The sequence below is a fragment of the Sanguibacter sp. 25GB23B1 genome (assembly GCF_040012415.1).
Taxonomy (GTDB): Bacteria; Actinomycetota; Actinomycetes; order Actinomycetales; family Cellulomonadaceae; genus Sanguibacter.
In genome coordinates this window covers 45,583-61,354 of sequence record NZ_JBDYKL010000003.1, presented here as the reverse complement: position 1 = coordinate 61,354, position 15,772 = coordinate 45,583, and the positions used below count along the sequence as shown (strand labels likewise).

Annotated in this window: 17 protein-coding genes; 11 read left to right on the top strand and 6 right to left on the bottom strand. The window is 71.2% G+C overall.

Annotation, left to right across the window (positions count from 1 at the left end; all coding sequences use genetic code 11):
• Position 1: 1 nt before the first annotated feature.
• Complete coding sequence (locus ABKW26_RS02795; RefSeq protein ID WP_348590909.1) at positions 2 to 808, bottom strand: carbonic anhydrase family protein; 807 nt, start codon at positions 806 to 808, stop codon at positions 2 to 4.
• Between the two features lie 142 nt (positions 809 to 950).
• Here ABKW26_RS02795 and ABKW26_RS02790 point away from each other — a divergent pair, with 142 nt between their 5' ends.
• Positions 951 to 2,120, top strand: coding sequence for a hypothetical protein (locus ABKW26_RS02790; protein ID WP_348590908.1), 1,170 nt, complete (start codon positions 951 to 953; stop codon positions 2,118 to 2,120).
• Here the strand turns inward: ABKW26_RS02790 and ABKW26_RS02785 are convergent.
• From ABKW26_RS02785 to ABKW26_RS02775, 3 genes are all read right to left on the bottom strand, one after another.
• Positions 2,065 to 3,381: an MFS transporter gene (locus tag ABKW26_RS02785; protein ID WP_348590906.1), complete on the bottom strand. Its 1,317-nt coding sequence runs from the start codon at positions 3,379 to 3,381 to the stop codon at positions 2,065 to 2,067. The genes ABKW26_RS02790 and ABKW26_RS02785 overlap by 56 nt on opposite strands.
• Positions 3,382 to 3,480: 99 nt before the next feature.
• Positions 3,481 to 3,942, bottom strand: a complete 462-nt coding sequence (locus ABKW26_RS02780) for a hypothetical protein (protein ID WP_348590904.1) — start codon at positions 3,940 to 3,942, stop codon at positions 3,481 to 3,483.
• 36 nt (positions 3,943 to 3,978) lie between these two features.
• The gene (locus tag ABKW26_RS02775) at positions 3,979 to 4,821 is read right to left on the bottom strand and encodes a TetR/AcrR family transcriptional regulator (RefSeq protein WP_348590903.1); all 843 of its coding nucleotides are present in this window, start codon (positions 4,819 to 4,821) and stop codon (positions 3,979 to 3,981) included.
• Between the two features lie 129 nt (positions 4,822 to 4,950).
• On the opposite strand from ABKW26_RS02775, the gene ABKW26_RS02770 reads away from it, so the two are divergent.
• Both ABKW26_RS02770 and ABKW26_RS02765 read left to right on the top strand, forming a co-directional pair.
• A complete protein-coding gene (locus ABKW26_RS02770; RefSeq protein WP_348590902.1) occupies positions 4,951 to 5,955 on the top strand; it encodes an ABC transporter ATP-binding protein in 1,005 nt (334 codons plus the stop codon).
• On the top strand, positions 5,952 to 6,686 hold the full coding sequence (locus ABKW26_RS02765; RefSeq protein WP_348590901.1) for an ABC transporter permease: 735 nt from the start codon (positions 5,952 to 5,954) through the stop codon (positions 6,684 to 6,686). The genes ABKW26_RS02770 and ABKW26_RS02765 overlap by 4 nt, the downstream gene beginning before the upstream one ends.
• Here the strand turns inward: ABKW26_RS02765 and ABKW26_RS02760 are convergent.
• Positions 6,683 to 7,273, bottom strand: a complete 591-nt coding sequence (locus ABKW26_RS02760) for a hypothetical protein (RefSeq protein WP_348590900.1) — start codon at positions 7,271 to 7,273, stop codon at positions 6,683 to 6,685. The two genes, ABKW26_RS02765 and ABKW26_RS02760, sit on opposite strands and share 4 nt — an antisense overlap.
• Before the next feature lie 209 nt (positions 7,274 to 7,482).
• Here ABKW26_RS02760 and ABKW26_RS02755 point away from each other — a divergent pair, with 209 nt between their 5' ends.
• On the top strand, positions 7,483 to 8,790 hold the full coding sequence (locus ABKW26_RS02755) for a hypothetical protein (protein WP_348590899.1): 1,308 nt from the start codon (positions 7,483 to 7,485) through the stop codon (positions 8,788 to 8,790).
• A 280-nt stretch (positions 8,791 to 9,070) separates the two neighbouring features.
• Here the strand turns inward: ABKW26_RS02755 and ABKW26_RS02750 are convergent, their stop codons facing one another.
• Positions 9,071 to 9,592, bottom strand: coding sequence for a MarR family transcriptional regulator (locus tag ABKW26_RS02750; protein ID WP_348590898.1), 522 nt, complete (start codon positions 9,590 to 9,592; stop codon positions 9,071 to 9,073).
• A 41-nt stretch (positions 9,593 to 9,633) separates the two neighbouring features.
• Between ABKW26_RS02750 and ABKW26_RS02745 the strand changes: the two genes are divergently transcribed.
• From ABKW26_RS02745 to ABKW26_RS02715, 7 genes are all read left to right on the top strand, one after another.
• Positions 9,634 to 10,545: an EamA family transporter gene (locus tag ABKW26_RS02745; RefSeq protein ID WP_348590897.1), complete on the top strand. Its 912-nt coding sequence runs from the start codon at positions 9,634 to 9,636 to the stop codon at positions 10,543 to 10,545.
• Positions 10,546 to 10,609: 64 nt separating this feature from the next.
• Positions 10,610 to 11,302: a hypothetical protein gene (locus ABKW26_RS02740; protein ID WP_348590896.1), complete on the top strand. Its 693-nt coding sequence runs from the start codon at positions 10,610 to 10,612 to the stop codon at positions 11,300 to 11,302.
• The gene (locus tag ABKW26_RS02735; RefSeq protein ID WP_348590895.1) at positions 11,299 to 11,610 is read left to right on the top strand and encodes a hypothetical protein; all 312 of its coding nucleotides are present in this window, start codon (positions 11,299 to 11,301) and stop codon (positions 11,608 to 11,610) included. Before ABKW26_RS02740 ends, ABKW26_RS02735 begins: the two co-directional genes overlap by 4 nt.
• On the top strand, positions 11,607 to 11,753 hold the full coding sequence (locus ABKW26_RS02730) for a hypothetical protein (protein WP_348590894.1): 147 nt from the start codon (positions 11,607 to 11,609) through the stop codon (positions 11,751 to 11,753). Before ABKW26_RS02735 ends, ABKW26_RS02730 begins: the two co-directional genes overlap by 4 nt.
• Before the next feature lie 88 nt (positions 11,754 to 11,841).
• Entirely contained in the window at positions 11,842 to 12,684 is an 843-nt protein-coding gene (locus tag ABKW26_RS02725) for a PhzF family phenazine biosynthesis isomerase (RefSeq protein ID WP_348590893.1), read from the top strand.
• A gap of 79 nt (positions 12,685 to 12,763) precedes the next feature.
• On the top strand, positions 12,764 to 13,264 hold the full coding sequence (locus tag ABKW26_RS02720; RefSeq protein ID WP_348590892.1) for a hypothetical protein: 501 nt from the start codon (positions 12,764 to 12,766) through the stop codon (positions 13,262 to 13,264).
• Positions 13,265 to 13,438: 174 nt separating this feature from the next.
• Entirely contained in the window at positions 13,439 to 15,772 is a 2,334-nt protein-coding gene (locus tag ABKW26_RS02715) for an MMPL family transporter (protein ID WP_348590891.1), read from the top strand.

Here is a 15,772-nt window from a genome sequence, read left to right as displayed (position 1 = left end):
CTCAGCCGGCGTCGATGGCGAGCGTTCCACCGGTGAGGTCCCGGCCGTTGAGCGGCTGGGTGGGGCGCGCGTTGCCCTCGTGCACCGCTTCGAGCGCGTCGAGCTGCTCGGCGGACATCTCGATGGGGTCGGCCAGGACGATCCAGCGCACGGACTCCGTGCACGGCGGCGTGGTGAGGCTCCCGGAGTAGGTGTAGTAGCCGAGCTCGTCGGGCAGGATCTCGGAGGTCGTCAGCTCGAGGGCGTGGTCCTCGGCCGACTCCGCTGCGGCGTCGATGAAGCCCTGCCACGTCTGCGAGGGCGCCCCTTCGTCGACGAAGACGCCGACGACGAGGATCTCGTCGCCCTCGGCGTGCACGAGGTGCACCTCGGCATCGTGTGCGACACCGTTCACCGTGTGCTCCGAGGGGGTGTGCACGTGGAGCTGCGCCAGCTGGTACTCGTCGCCGTCCACGACCACGCTCTCGTCGGCGCCGTCGCCGGTGAGCTGGAGCGAGTGACCGGTGTCGCTGACGGTGCCGTCGACCTCGCCGTCGCTGAGCTCAGCCGTGGTGGTGGCCGCCGGGGCCGCGGTCGGCAGGTCGATCGGCGACTGCTGGGTCCCCGTCCCGCACGTCTCGAAGTCCTCGCTGAGCTCGGCCCAGTCGGCGGGACCCTCCTCGCCCTCGTACGTCCAGTGGACAGGCGCGGCCGTGGTCGGCTCAGGCGTGGGGGCGGGTGCAGGGCTGCTCTCCGAGGCCGGCGAGCAGCCGGCCAGGAGGGCGATGCCCACGGTGAAGGTCAGGGACGAACGTCGACGTGCAGACACAGGACAATCTCCTCAGGACGGAAGATTCGAGCGTATCGGCGCGGTTCGGCGCCGCGACGGCCCGATCGTCCCAGGAAGAGGCCGTTCACCGTGCAGACCGGCTGTGGCTCAACTCTCGCCCGCGAACGTCGATGATGGTGGTGTGCATCCTTCCGTCGACGGCTTCTCACGCCCGCCCGCACGGCGACCGCGTGCCCGCCGCACGTGGCCGGCCGCGGCGCTGCTCGTCGTCCTGGCGCTGGGTGCTTCCTGGTGGGTGACGAACGGGGCGCCTGGTCTTCCCTCCCAGGTCGTCGCGGCGTTCGACATGCTGCCCGGCGTCGACCCGGTCGACGGACCCCGGGACGTGCCGCCGCCGTCGGACGAGGTCGTCGCTCTTGCGGACGCGGCACATCTCTCGGCGGAGGGCCGCGAGATCTTCTACGGGACCCAGCCCGAGATCCTCGGTGCGCAGGCCTTCGCGGGGCGGTGCACCGACGGTCACGCGGCACCGGCGTCCGTGCGGTCCGAGGTGGTGGGGTGCTACAACGGCGGCACGGACACGATCGTCCTCTATGCCCCCGCGGACCCGAGGCTGTACGGCTTCGTCGTCGAGACCGCGGCTCACGAAGGGCTGCACGCCGCGTGGGAGCGGCTGACGGCCGCCGAGCGCTCGGCCCTCGAGCTGCTCCTCGAGGCCGAGGTGGCGGCCACGCCTGCGGACGACCCGATCCACGCGCAGATCACCGGTTCGGTCGGGGAGAACGCCGAGAACCGCCCGACGGAGCTCTTCGCGTACGTCGGCACGCAGCTCTGGCGTGAGGGTGGCCTGGCGCCCGAGCTCGAGGTGGCGTTCTCGCGGTTCGTCGCCGACCGCGCGGCCCTCGTCGCGGTGCACACCGGTTGGCGGGGCATGCTCGACGGGATGGGTGCCGAGATCACCGCCGCCTGGGCGTCGCTCGGCACGCAGGAGTCGGGGAACGCGCAGAGCCGGGCGCAGCTCGACGCCGACCGCGCGTCGGTCGCGTTCTACGACGAGTCGTACCGCGAGAAGGCCGCGGAGGTCGACGCGATGTCGGCCGACGAGAAGCAGCGGCTCCGGTTGTCCTGGGTGTGGTGGGACGGGACCGATCTGCCCATGGCACCTGCCGTGGAGACGCTCGCGGCTGCGGCCGGCCTGCTCGCGCGCGACGACGTGGACCTCGCGGCTCGCGAGAGTGCTCTCGTCGCTGCGGAGGCGGTCGCCGCCGCCGAGCGGACCCGGATCGACGGGCTCGTCAGTGACCTGGAGGCGTTGCAGGCGCAGCTGTCGCCGGTGCCTGCGGCGGGCTGACCGGCACCCGCGGGGCGCGCTTCTCGAGGACCTGGGAGAAGACGATGACGAGGAGTCCGGCGAGCGGCACGACGAGGAGCCCGACGCGCAGCGACGTCGCGTCGGCGACGGCTCCGACGAGCGGGGGAGAGACGAGGAAGCCGACGCGGAGCAGCCAGCTGACGATCGTCAGGCCGCTGCCCGGAGCGAGGCCGGGGATCTGGTCCGCGCCGTGCATGGCCGCGGGGATGAGGGTCGCGACGCCGAGGCCGGCGAGCCCGAAGCCCACGACGGTGCCGACGACGGTCGGGACGACCAGCGCGAAGCCCATGCCGACGAAGACGATCACGCCGCCGGTCCGTGCGACGGCGCGCTGACCGAACGCGTCGACGAGGCGGTCTCCGAGGATGCGCCCGACGAACTGCAGGCCCTGCAGGGCGATGAAGCCGAAGCCGGCGACGAAGACGGTGGCACCGAGCGGCCCGGAGAGGTAGATCGCCGCCCACGACGCACCTGCGTCTTCGACGATGCCGCCCGACGCGGCGATGACGACGAGCGCACCGAGGATGCCGACCCGCGCGAGGGTGAGGCCGCCGCGGGCGCGCGGGGCGGGCGAGGTGGCGGCGTCGGGCGAGGTGGTGGTCTCGAGGGTGGCCGGCGCGGGGGTATCGGTCTCCACGGGCTCCGGGCCGGCGAGCAGCCAGCGGTAGGCGAGGACAGCGGCGACGGAGAAGAGGACGGCCGAGATGACCATGTGCGGCCCGAGGTCGAGGCCAGCCTGGGCGAGCGCGGCACCCATGAGTCCGCCGAGGACGGCCCCCATGCTCCACACGGCGTGGAAGGAGTTGAGGATGGACCGCCCGTAGAGCTGTTGGACGCGCAGGCCGTGGGAGTTCTGCGCGACGTCGGTGATGGAGTCCATCGCGCCGGTGACGAACAGTGCGGCGGCGAGGAGGATCCAGCTCGGCGCGAGACCGGCTGCCACGAAGCCGACCGCGCCGAGGAGGGTGGCGATCACGGCGACGCGCGACGAGCGGAAACGGCGGATGAGGAGTCCGGCGCTCAGGCCCGCGATGAGCGCGCCGAGCGGGAACGCGGCGACGGCCGCGCCGAACGCGGCGTTCGACAGGTCGAGCGTCTCCTTGATCTCCGGATACCGCGGGAGGAGGTTGGCGAAGAGGGCACCGTTCGTGAAGAACAGCACCGCGACGGCGACGCGGGCGTGGCGGGCGGCCAGGGTCGGGCGCTCGGGAGTCTTCGTCGCTGGGGGTGTCGTTGCCATCTGTGTCACCGGTTCGTCGTCGAGGAGATGAGGCCGTGAACGTTCACAGCAACCTCAGACGCTATCAGCGTTCGGCGGCGCTCGGACCACCTGGTCGAGTCAGGCCCCGGACTCCGTCCGCGCCACCGGGCGCGCCTCGTGGCCCGGGCGGCCGTGGGTGCGGTTGCGTTCTTTCATCTGTGCCTCGTAGACGTGGCGGCGTCCGTCGAGCACCTCGTCGCGGACGGTGCGGTCCCAGTCGCGGAACGTCGTCCAGTAGGAGTCGTCGAACTCCTCGACGACCTGGAAGGTCCACCGGCCGTCGATGACGTTGCGGCCGACGAGGTCCGTGCGGACCCGGTCCGCCAGGTCCGCGTGGCCGGCGGCCTCGAGCTGGTCGAGCGCGTCGGCGAGCTCGTTGTCGGCGCGGCCGATGAGGCGGTGGAAGGCGTAGAGCATCCCGCGCGCGTGCTCGACGACCTCGAGTGCGGCGGTCACCTTGCCGACGGCCTCGACGGTGTCATCGCCCACGCCGTCGGGAGCCTGGTGGGCGGGGTCCGGGGTCTCACGGGGGTCTGTCATGTACCCCATGGTCGGACGGGAGGGGCGAAGCCGCAATCAGCCAGGGTGCGGGCCGAGCAGCCGCGCGACCACCCGCGCACCGGCGTCGGCCGACAGGTGCGATGAGCTCGAGATCGCCGAGAGCATCGCCGTGACGTTGGCGACGGCGAGCACCGCGAGCGCATTGTCGTAGTCCTCCTGGGTCGCGGTCTCGGCGGCGAGCGTGGGCCCGGCCGGCTCGTGGGCGATGCGGTCGTCGCGGACCCGGTGGGCGAGGGTGTCGATCGATGCCGAGAAGAGTGCCGCAAGCTCGGGTCGCGACTCGGGGTGCCGCACGGCGTAGGCGAGCACCTCGATGGCGAGCAGCATCGACGGATCATCGGCGGCGGTCTCCAGCTTCCCCGCGATGGCGTCCGCGAGACCGCGACCCTTGCCGGAGCCGGGCTCGTCGGACGCATCGCTGCAGAGCACGCGTTCGCGCGCGAGGGCGAGGAACAGCCCGCTCTTCGAGCCGAAGTGGGAGTACACGGCGCCCTTGGTGAAGCCTGCCGCTGCGGCGACGTCGCCGACGGAGGCGCCCTCGAAGCCGTGGGTCGCGAAGACGTGCTCGGCGGCGTCGAGCAGCTCGGTGCGCGTGCGGTCGACCCGCTCGGTGCGCCGGCGCGAGGCCTTCGACGCTCGGTGCGCCGCGTGGTCGACGCCCGCCGAGGCGTCTGCAAGGCCCCGGGCGGCGTCGCGCAGGCCGGCCGCGATCGTCTCGCCGACCTCCTCGCTGACCGCCGACACCTGGCGGCTGAGAAGGCGGGAGAGGGTGCTCGTCGCATCGACGAGTGCGCGCGTCGCGGAGGCGACGGAGTCGCCGTCGTCGGGGGTCTCGCGGGGTGTGTCGTGTCCTGCCATGGCTTGATCCTAGCGTGCCGATACTCACTGGTACCGAGCGGGAGAATCTCAGAGTCATGTGGGTATATCGGCAAGAGAGAATCTGCTACCTTCTCGGATATACCAACTAGTATCCGGAATGGGGCTCGCATGTCATCCGTCAGTACTCTCCGCATCGAGGGCTTGAGCAAGCGCTACCGCGGCCGTTCGGGGGTCCAGGCCAACGACGACATCTCGTTCGACGTCGCGCCCGGGTCGGTCACCGGCCTCCTCGGGCACAACGGCGCAGGCAAGACCACGCTCGTGAACCAGGTGGTCGGCCTCGTGCGGCCCGACCGCGGCAGCATCCATGTCGACGACGTCGACGCGGTCACCCGACCGCACCTGGCGCGCCGGCTCGTCTCGATCCAGGCGCAGGCCAACGTGCCGATCACGGGACTCACACCGCGCCTCGCGGTCGAGCTGGTCGGCCGCATCCGTGGACTGAACCGCCCCGAGGCCGCGCGACGGACCAGGCTCCTGCTCGACGCCCTCGACCTCGGCCCGTGGGCGGACACGCCGGCGCAGAAGGTCTCGGGCGGGATCGCCCGGCTGACGGCCTTCGCGATGACGGCGGTCGCACCGGGCCGGCTCGTGGTCCTCGACGAACCGACCAACGACGTCGACCCGGTGCGCCGGCGCCTCCTCTGGACCGAGATCCGAGCGCTCGCCGACAACGGTTCGGCGGTCCTGCTCGTCACCCACAACGTGCGCGAGGCCGAACGGGTGGTCGACCACCTCGTGGTGCTCGACGACGGTCGAGTCATCGCCGCGGGCACCCCGGCCGCGCTGACCGCGCCGATGCGCGGTGACCTGACGATCGAGATCCAGCTCTCCTCGGCGCCGGCGCCCGAGTGGCCCGCAGTCGTGAAGGATGCCGAGAGTGCCGGCGCGCACGTCGCCGACCAACGCCGAACCGCGACGATCCGACCGGAGGGGGCCGCCGACGTCGTCCGCTGGGCGCAGGAGCACGTCGACGCCGGGCGCCTGGAGCGGTACTCCCTGACGCCGGCGTCGCTCGAGGACGTGTACGTGCGCCTCGTGGGCGTCGACGGTCCAGCCGATGCGGGCGCGCCCGCCGGTGCGACCGCGGTCCAGGCCGGAGCCGTGGCATGACCGCCGTGGCGCAGACCCTCCTCCTCGCGCAGTGGCAGTTCCGACGCCAGGCGCAGATGCTGCCGCTGCTCGTCGTCGTCCAGGTGCTCATGGCCGTGGCGACCGTCATCGGGTACGGGCTCCTCGTGGGCGACCCCTCACCGGAGGTGGCGCTCTACCTCGCGACGGGAGCACCGACAGTCACGCTCATCACGGTGGGTCTCGTGATGACACCCCAGGTCGTCGCGCAGTCCAAGACCGAGGGCAGCTTCGACTGGATGCGCACGCTGCCCGTCCCGCGGCCGGCATTCTTGTGCGCCGACCTGCTCGTGTGGTCGCTGCTCGCCCTGCCGGGCATGGTGCTCGGGGTCCTCGCCGGTGCCCTGCGGTTCGACCTCTCGCTCTCGCCCGCACCGTGGGTCGTGGGCGCAGCGCTCGTCGTCTCGGTCACGGCCGCCTCGGTCGGCTACGCGATGGCCACCCTGCTCCCGCCGGCGGTCGCCATGCTGCTGACCCAGATGCTCATCTTCGCCGTCATGCTCTTCTCGCCCGTGAGCTACCCGGCCGACCGGCTGCCCGGGTGGCTCGCAGCGATCCACGAGTACCTGCCGATCGAGCCGATGGCGCAGCTCGTCCGGGCCGGACTCGCTCCCGAGCAGTTCGACGTACCCGGCCGAGCGCTCGTCGTCCTCGGGCTCTGGTGCGTCGCGTCGGTGCTCGGGGCGGTCGCTGCGCTGCGCCGGCAGGGCTAGGCGCTGGTCAGCTCGCGGACGTCGTCCGGGCCCGGCAGGGCGGCGTCCTTGCGCGGGCGGGCGTAGTACGACCACCAGCCCCACCCGGTGCCGATCCTCTGCCACCCGTCGCCCGACGGGGGGCCGGAGAGGATCGTGGTGCGCAGGTGCTGCCACTGGTGCTCGGAGTGCGCGACGACATGGAAGAGCGGGCCGTACCCGATCGAGTGCCAGCCGTGGCGTCCCGCCCGCTCGAGGACGCGCATCTCGTTGAACGCGCTCAGCGGGGCCAGCGTCATCGTGTGCGGGCCCGCGGCGGCGATCTCCTCGGTGAGGTCTTCGCTGCGGCGCCCGTAGCGCTGCTGTGCGGCCTGGCGGCTCATGCCCAGGACGCCGCCGATCTGGTCCCAGGTGCAGCCAGCGCTGCGCGCGGAGTCGACGGTCGCGCGGAGCAGCACGTCCGTCTCGACCTGAGCGTCGCGCGCGACGGCCACGAGGTCCAGGTGTGCCTGCGGGTCGGTGTCCAGGCGCTCGGCCAGGCCGGGCGCGGCTGCGTCGAGGGCGGCGGCGAGGTGGTCGCGAAGGGTGCGTGCTTCCTGTTCGGTCATGTGTCAACTGTAGGTTGACGCATGTGCTGTGTCAAGCGTGGGTTGACGCTGAGGGTGCTTGGTGAGGGGCCTTCGCGGATTCCGGGCGGCGACCTCGCACGGTGTCGCGCTCCGCCGGCCCGGTACCTTCGGGAGGTCTTCTAGGCCGAGAAGCGCCGCCCGGCGTCGCGCCGAGCGACAGTGACGTGCACGGGAACGGGAGAAGGCTGATGGCGGACAGCGACAAGCGGGTGGCGCTGGATGCGCGGGGGCCGGGTGCGGGGATGAGGCCGGCAGGCGACGAACCCCTGCTCAACTGGTACCTCCACGGCAGCCTGAGCGTGCCCAGGCAGCACGGCGCGAAGGATCCGCACGAGGCCGTTCGTGACGCGCTCTTCGACTTCCTGGTACCCGGTCTCGCCGCCGTCGGCGAGTGCACTGTGACGACGGACTGGACCGGGACGGCGTGCACGTACGAGGTCAGGCTCGCGGAGGCCACGGTCGAGCTGATGGTCTCGACCATGCTCCCTCTTGCTGCGGTGCTCGTGACGAGCGGCGAGAAGCGCTACCTCTCGGATCTGCGCGGGAGCACGGCTACAGACCGCACGTTGAGGGAGTTGCTCGCGGATCACGGCATCGCCGTCCTGCCCGAGGAGGTCCTCCGCGCTCGCTCGCGTCTCGTCGGCTACGACATCGATGGGGAGCGCCGCGGCGACACGTACTACGAGCTCCTCTTCACCGACGAGTACCTCCTCTGGGACGTCGAGGGATTCGTGAGCGTGTCGTCCGAGGACGAGGACGGTTCCTTTGTCGGCGCCACCGAGGCGAGGACGGTCCTTGCCGGGCAGGGTGGCGAGGCTGACGAGTGGCTGCTCGTCGAGGACGGGCAGCGGCATGTCCCGCCCCGAGTGCAGGGAGCCCGTCCGGCGCTGCCGATGGCAGAGTCTGGCGACGACGCCGTCCTGGACCACTTTCTCTACCTGGCCCTGGGGCCGGCGAGACCCGGGAGCGCGGAGATCTTCCAGCGCGCGGCCGCCCGGGGCCAGCTCGACGTCCTCATCCCTCGCCTCGAACGGCTCGGCGACGTCGTCACAGTGCCGCCCCAGCCGGGTCAGGTGGCCTGCACGCACGTCCTCCGGACAGGCGACGAGACGATCCACCTCGCGGTGTCGACAGTCCTGCCGTTCTGCTCCGTCCTCGTGGAGTCCTCGGGGTCGTTGGCGTTCTCGACGCTCGAGGACGGGCTGGGGACGCACGACGCGTTGCGTGACATCCTCGCGGAGATCCACGTCTCTCCGCTGCCCGAGACGAGGCTGCGCGGCAGGTCCCGCCACTACGCTGACGGAGGCGAGCAGATGCGGACGTACTACGAGCTGCTCGTCGGGCCCGGGGATCTTCCTTGGGACCGTCCGCACTTCACCGCCACGCGTCAGGAGACCCGGGGAAAGCAGGAGAGCGAGCGTCATCGTGTACAGGCCGAGGTCGCCAGGACCTCGGTGCGACGGTCGTATCGTTGTTGCATGCCTGGCGGGCGATGACCACGACACCGCGGTCTGCTCCTAGGCGCAGGCTGCTCAGTGGAGTCCACCGTTGCTCGGAGCGGCACGCCTGTCTCGATCTCTGGCCCGTGCGCAGGCACCAGGTCGAGATGCTCCTGCGAGTCGATGCCGAGTCCGGGCGTCGCAGTGTCGATAGCGGCGGTGATCGCGAAGCCCCTGGACGGAGCGCGCTTCACGTCCTTCGACGATTTCGGCGTCTCCGCATCTTCGTGCGTTCCGAATGAACGAGTCGGAGCAATCGCCACCGGTACTGGAATCGTCACGCGTCGAGCCCGCGGCCCCACTTCTCGAGCAGGGCTGCGAGCGTCGCGTGCTCGTCCTCGTCGAGGGGCTCGAGGAGCCGGTGCTCGTTGGCGATGTGGGCGGTGAACGCGCGGTCGATGAGGTCGCGGCCTGAGGAAGTCAGGGAGACGACGCGTCCGCGGGCGTCGTCGTCGCTCACCCGGCGGGCGACGAGGCCGCGCTGGACGCAGCGGTCGACCTGCTTGGTGATGGCGCCGCTCGTGACCATGGTGGTCGCCGCGAGCTCCCCGGGTGTGAGCTCGAACGGCTCGCCGCTGCGGCGCAGCGTCGCGAGGACGTCGAACTCGCCCCGACCGAGCCCGAACTCCCGGTAGACCGCGGCTAGCTCCTCGGCGATGCGGTCGGTGAGACGGCTCAGTCGGCCGAAGACGCCCTGGGGCGAGGTGTCGAGATCGGGGCGCTCGGCCGTCCACTGCGCCATGATCCGCGCGACATGGTCGGGGGAGCCGGGGGTGGGGGCGTCAGGTCCGGTCGTCATGGGACTGGACTCTATCTGACATGGAAGATAGTTTGTCTTCCATGGAAACAATCTCGCTCCGAACGGTGGCGATCACCGCCATCGCTCCCATGGTGTGGGGGACCACCTACATCGTCACCGCCGAGATGCTCCCGCCCGACCGGCCGCTCTTCGCCGCGCTCGTCCGAGCCCTGCCCGTCGGTCTCCTCCTGCTCGCGTGGCGTCGGCGACTGCCCAGCGGCGTGTGGTGGTGGCGGTCCTTCGTGCTCGGCCTGTGCACGATCGGGCTGTTCTTCCCGCTGAGCTTCGTCGCCGCGTACCACCTGCCCAGCGGGCTCGCGTCGACCATGCAGGCGACCGCGCCCCTCGCAGTCATGGGCCTCGCCTGGGCGCTCGTCCGCGAACGCCCTCGCCGCGCACAGGTCGTCGCTGCCGTCGTCGGTCTCGGTGGCGTCGCGCTCCTCGTGCTCGGATCCGTCGGACAGGTCGACCTCCCCGGACTCCTCGGCGCAGCCGGATCCGTCCTCGTCGCCGCCCTCGGCTTCGTCCTCGTCCGGCGGTGGCCGCCGCCCGTCGACATGCTCACCCTCGTCTCCTGGCAGCTCGTCGCCGGCGGGATCGTGCTCCTGCCCGTCGCGCTCGTCGTCGAGGGGGCGCCCCCACCGGTCGACGGAACCGCCGTGATCGGCTTCCTCTGGCTCGCCGTCGTCGGCACCGGCCTCGCGTACGCGTGCTGGTTCTACGGCCTCACGCGCATGACCGCAGGGTCGGTCTCGATCATCGGGCTGATCAACCCCGTCGTCGGGACGTTGCTCGGCGTGGTCGTCGCCGGCGAGGTGTTCGGCTGGCAGCAGGCGCTCGGCACCGCGCTCACCCTCGGCGGGGTCGTCGCGGGACAGCCCGCACTCGCTGCCGTGGTGCGGAGGCACAGGGCACTACACACTTGTGACACCGTTCCGACCCCCACGCCGTAGGCTGGCGCGACCGCCGGCCGGGCAGCCACGCTCCGGAGCACTGGCGAGGTGAGCCGGAGGGGCCATGCGAGGACAACATCGAGCGCCGGAGTGGGTTGCGAGCCCCAGTCACCTCCTGAATCAGGAGTACCTCACGACGCTCGCCGACCTGGCCGGCAGCCTGGGCGGCGTCGACTGCTCGGTCAGCCCGTCGACCGAGGGCTGGAGGACGATTCGCGTCGAGATCTCTGCCCGCTCCCGGTCCGTGCTCTTCTTCGAGCACGACGACCGGCTCGTGTACATCGAATCGCCTCGGAGGGCTCCAGTCTCGCTCGGTGCGGTCGCGGCCCCGGACGCGCTCCAGCTGGCGTCGGTGCTGCTCCAGAGGCAGGACGTGCGCCAGGGCCATCATCTCGAGCCGCCCCATGGGACCGGGCTCGGGGGCTCTCGGCGAGAAGGTGAGCTGGTACCCGACGGGCGAGAGGGATGGCCTGTCGAAGCGAGCTACACCGCCGCGGGATTCGTCTTCCACGCGGAGGTCGTCACACGCGTCGCGAAATACTTCGGTCGGGAGAGTGCCTCATGGAGATCGGATCTGTTCGTGCCAGCAGAAAGTAGAGGAGTCATCTCCGGGATGGCTGATCTGCCGGACCGCGAGACGGTGGGATGGGAGCGCGAGTTCGCGATCGGAATCCACGGAGCGTCGGAGCTGTTCGCCTATGTCACCAGTGAGATCGAACCCACAGGGCGCCAGAACGTCGAGTGGCTGTGGACATGAGCCCGTCGAGCCGCGGGGGACGACACGAGCGGGCAGACGCGACGCACCTCCTGAATCAGGAGTACCTCACGACGCTCGCCGACCTGGCCAGCAGGTTGGGCGGCGTCGACTGCTCGGTCAGCCCGTCGACCGAGGGCTGGCGGACGATACGCGTCGAGATCTCTGCCGGCTCCCGGTCGGTGCTCGTGTTCGAGGACAACGGTGAGCTTGTGCACAGCGGGCCTGAGAGCGGTCACCCGGTCCCTCTCGGCCCCGTCGGACCGGAGGGTGCAGTCGGCCTCGTCCTGGAGATGCTGGGGGTGGCATGACCGCGACGTCGAGCACTCAGGACCTCCTGTTCGTCACCGTCTCCCGGTCGTTCCGGGAGGGAATGGCTGGAGACGAGCTCGGCCCGTGCCCGAACGTTCAGGAGTTCCTCGACGGCTACTTCCCGCCGCTGTCGTCCCGCTGAGAACGACAGGCGGAACAAGCCGCCCGGGTCGGAGGTTGTGCGCAGCGACGGCCCTGCACGGTGCCGAGACGAACAGGGAGTCCGCACGATGACCGAGATCCTCCGCTACGCCGCCTTCACCACCACGCCCGACGGCGGGAACCCCGCGGGCATCGTCCTCGACGCGTCCCGCCTCACCGATGCGGAGATGCAGGCGATCGCCGCGGACGTCGGCTACTCCGAGACGGCGTTCGTCGTCGGGACGTCGGCCGGTGCCCCCGGGCACTACCGCGTGCGCTACTTCAGCCCGCTCGCCGAGGTGCCGTTCTGCGGGCACGCGACCATCGCGACGGCCGTCGCCCTTGCCGAACGCGGGCGGGGCGGGGCGCTCGTCTTCGACACCGCGGCCGGCGAGATCACGATCGAGACGAGCGAGGACGCAGACGGGATCGTCGCCCGGCTGCGTAGCGTCCCCACGCACAGCACTCCCGCGTCGACGGAGCAGGTGCGCCGTGCCCTCGACGCCCTCGGCTGGTCGCCCGCCGACCTCGGCCCGCTCCCGCCCCACGTCGCCTTCGCGGGCAACGACCACCTCGTCCTCCAGGTGGCAACGCGCGCGCGACTCGCCGACCTCCACTACGACTTCGACGCGCTCAAGAACCTCATGACCTCCGAGGGCTGGACGACGCTCCAGCTCGTGTTCATGGAGAACGACCACCTCGTCCACGCCCGCGACCCGTTCCCCGTCGGCGGCGTCGTCGAGGACCCCGCGACCGGTGCCGCTGCCGCAGCGCTCGGCGGCTACCTCCGCGCGATCGGGCACGTCACCCAGCCGGTGACCATCGTCGTCCGGCAGGGCACCGACATGGGACGCCCGAGCGAGCTCCGCATCGACGTCGCCCCGGACGACCCCCGCGTGACCGTCAGCGGCCACGCGGTCGCGATGCACTGATCAGTGGTCGAGACGGTCCGCCGTCGCCCGGGAGGCGCTAGCCTTTCTCATCCGGATGACACCAGGCGAAGGAGAACGGTTGGCGAGCCACTCCGATGCGCCTTGCGACGGCGAGGCTGACGACCACGTCAGTGCGTGGATGCACCGCGAGGCCCAGCTCATGCGTTCGTCCTACGGCGCCGTCATGAACGTCCACGTGGCGCTCACCCGACGGGGCCTGGTCATCGAGCTGTCCGATCCCGAGGGCAGAGGGCACCCTGCCGTCCTCGAGGTCTACGAGGCTCTCGGTCCAGAGCCCGTCGAGTTCACCGTCCAGCTGTTCGCGATCGTTCCCACCCTCCACCGCTGGTTCGGCAGGGTGCGGTTCCGGCGACGCCTGCTCTGGTCGGACGTGGTGCGACGGATGGACGGGCGCTTCGAGTACCTGCGCGAAGGGGCTGAGGTGCACGAGTGGATCCGGAGCGACGATCTTGCATCGCGATCAGGGATCGACGATCTGGTTCGCGGCGACTACTGCCTTCCGCGGTCGATTCCCAGGGCACTCGCCCTTCCGACTCCGTCCTACGGCAGGGCGCACTGAACGACGGAGGCGCGATGCGTTGTACAGGTCGACGGACGAGGAGATCGGTGCAGCGCTGGGCGCTCCACTACGACTCCTGACGTAGTCGAAGAGCCGTCAGGTGACCGACGACCCGGAGGGGTGCCCGGACCGATGCTGGACGAGTTCCCATCCGGCTCCGAAAGGTCTCCTCCCGTGTCTGCTCTCGCCCGCTGGTGCTATCGACGGCGCACCGTCGTCCTCGTCGCGTGGATCGTGGCGCTCGTGGGGCTGGCCGTCGCCGCCCTGAGCGCCGGGACCGCCTTCACCGACTCTGCTGAGCTTCCTGACAGCGAGTCGTCCACCGCCTACAGCCTCCTCGCCGATGCCGGTCTCGGTGCGTCCGTCGACGGCTCGACCGAGACGGGCACGATCGTCTGGCAGACCGATGGCCTCGCCGTCGACGACCCGGCCGTCCAGGCGGACGTCACCGCCGTCCTCGACGAGATCGCCGCCCTCCCGCAGGTCGAAGCCGTCGTCTCGCCGTACTCCGAGGCAGGCGCACGGCAGCTCGCCGCCGCGTCGAGCACCGCGTTCGCGACCGTCACCGTCGCGGCCGACGCGGACGTCGACCAGATCACCGACCTCGCGCGGACGATGCAGTCCTCGACGCTCGACGTCGAGGTCGGCGGCATCGCCTTCACACCCGAGCCCGGCGCCTCCGGCGGCACCGAAGCGATCGGCATCCTCGCCGCCCTCGTCATCCTCGTCCTCGTGTTCCGCTCCGTGTGGGCCGCGGCGCTGCCGATCATCACCGGCCTCGTCGGCGTCGGCACGTCGCTCCTGATCGTCATGCTCGCCTCGCACGCCGTCGACCTCGCCGCGACCTCCCTCACCATGGGTGCGCTCATCGGCCTCGGCGTCGGCATCGACTACGCCCTCTTCATCGTCAACCGGTACCGCAAGGCGCTCCTCGCCGGATCGTCCGCCCCCGACGCCATCAGCACCGCCCTCAACACGTCGGGCCGCGCCGTGATCTTCGCCGGCCTCACCGTGGTCGTCGCGCTGCTCGCGATGTTCGTGGTCAACCTCGGCATCCTCACCGGCATGGCGCAGGCGGCAGCCGTCACGGTCGTCTTCACCGTGCTCACCGCCGTGACGCTCCTGCCGGCGCTGCTCGGCCTCCTCGGCACCAAGGTGCTCTCCCGCCGCCAGCGCGCCGCCCTCCTCGCGGACCCCTCCGGCGCCGCGGCCGCCCGCGCCGCACTCCTCGCCAAGCCCGGCCTCGCCGCCCGCTGGGCGGGCCTCGTCGAGCGCGCACCGCGCCGCCTCGCCGCCCTCGCCCTGGTGGCGATCGTCGTCCTCGCGCTCCCGGTGACCGCTATGCGCGTCGGGGCAGCCGACGCGAGCAGCGACCCAGACGGTTCCGACACGAAGAGCTACTTCGACATGATGTCGAGCGCGTACGGCGACGGCTTCGATGCCACGCTCCTCCTCGTCGCGACGACGCCCGACGCCGCCTCGGCCGAGGCGTTCGCCGACCTCACCGCCTCGCTCTCCACCGTCGAGAACGTCGCCGCCGTGGCCCCCGCGCCGGCACAGCCCGGCCAGACGCTCTCCGTCGCGACCGTGGTCCCCACGACCAGCGCACAGACCGAGGAGACGCAGGACCTCGTCACCACCCTCCGGGACGACGTCATCCCGGAGGCCTCCGCAGGCACCGAGCTCCAGGTGTACGTCGCCGGGACGACCGCGACGAACATCGACCTCTCCGAGGCGCTCATGAGCAAGCTCCCGCTCTACCTCGGCATCATCGCCGTCCTCGGGTTCCTGCTGCTCGTCGTCGCGTTCCGCAGCGTCCTCGTGCCCCTCGTCGGAGCCCTGAGCAACCTCGCGACCATCGTCGTCGGCCTCGGCGCCATCACCGCGATCTTCCAGCTCGGCTGGGGAAGCGAGCTCCTCGGGGTCGGCTCCGGCGCACCTGTCATGTACATCGTGCCGATCCTCATCGTCGGCGTGATGTTCGGCCTGTCGATGGACTACCAGGTGTTCCTCGTGAGCCGCATGCACGAGGAGTGGACGCACACGAAGGACAACGCCCGCGCGGTGCGGGTGGGCGCCTCAGAGACGGGCCAGGTCATCGCGGCCGCTGCCCTCATCATGCTCTGCGTCTTCGCATCCTTCGGCTTCAGCGGCCAACGGATCGTCGCGGGGATCGGCATGGGCATGGCCATCGCCGTGGTGGTCGACGCGTTCGTCGTCCGTATGACGCTCGTCCCCGCGATCATGACGCTCCTCGGCCGCCACAACTGGTCCTACCCGCGCTGGGCCGAGCGCGTCACACCGCACCTGTCCATCGAGGGGCCCACCGAGCCGGCCGCCGCCAGCGCCACGGCCACCAGCGACCCGTCCGACGGCGACGCGCGCACCTCCCGCGAGAAGGTCCTCGTCTCGGCAGGCACCACGTGGGACGGTTGGCCCCAGGACGGCGCGGCGCACGACGTCACGCCCAGCGCCCGCACGCGCACGGACGACCCCGCGAAGGAGTGA

Excerpts from the sequence above, each read along its gene's own strand:
- ABKW26_RS02780 (WP_348590904.1), bottom strand. The coding sequence starts at position 3,942 with ATGACAGACCCCCGTGAGACCCCGGACCCCGCCCACCAGGCTCCCGAC.
- ABKW26_RS02785 (WP_348590906.1), bottom strand. The coding sequence starts at position 3,381 with ATGGCAACGACACCCCCAGCGACGAAGACTCCCGAGCGCCCGACCCTG.
- ABKW26_RS02730 (WP_348590894.1), top strand. The coding sequence starts at position 11,607 with ATGACCGCGACGTCGAGCACTCAGGACCTCCTGTTCGTCACCGTCTCC.
- ABKW26_RS02770 (WP_348590902.1), top strand. The coding sequence starts at position 4,951 with ATGTCATCCGTCAGTACTCTCCGCATCGAGGGCTTGAGCAAGCGCTAC.
- ABKW26_RS02755 (WP_348590899.1), top strand. The coding sequence starts at position 7,483 with ATGGCGGACAGCGACAAGCGGGTGGCGCTGGATGCGCGGGGGCCGGGT.
- ABKW26_RS02745 (WP_348590897.1), top strand. The coding sequence starts at position 9,634 with ATGGAAACAATCTCGCTCCGAACGGTGGCGATCACCGCCATCGCTCCC.
- ABKW26_RS02725 (WP_348590893.1), top strand. The coding sequence starts at position 11,842 with ATGACCGAGATCCTCCGCTACGCCGCCTTCACCACCACGCCCGACGGC.
- ABKW26_RS02740 (WP_348590896.1), top strand. The coding sequence starts at position 10,610 with ATGCGAGGACAACATCGAGCGCCGGAGTGGGTTGCGAGCCCCAGTCAC.
- ABKW26_RS02775 (WP_348590903.1), bottom strand. The coding sequence starts at position 4,821 with ATGGCAGGACACGACACACCCCGCGAGACCCCCGACGACGGCGACTCC.
- ABKW26_RS02750 (WP_348590898.1), bottom strand. The coding sequence starts at position 9,592 with ATGACGACCGGACCTGACGCCCCCACCCCCGGCTCCCCCGACCATGTC.
- ABKW26_RS02735 (WP_348590895.1), top strand. The coding sequence starts at position 11,299 with ATGAGCCCGTCGAGCCGCGGGGGACGACACGAGCGGGCAGACGCGACG.
- ABKW26_RS02765 (WP_348590901.1), top strand. The coding sequence starts at position 5,952 with ATGACCGCCGTGGCGCAGACCCTCCTCCTCGCGCAGTGGCAGTTCCGA.
- ABKW26_RS02760 (WP_348590900.1), bottom strand. The coding sequence starts at position 7,273 with ATGACCGAACAGGAAGCACGCACCCTTCGCGACCACCTCGCCGCCGCC.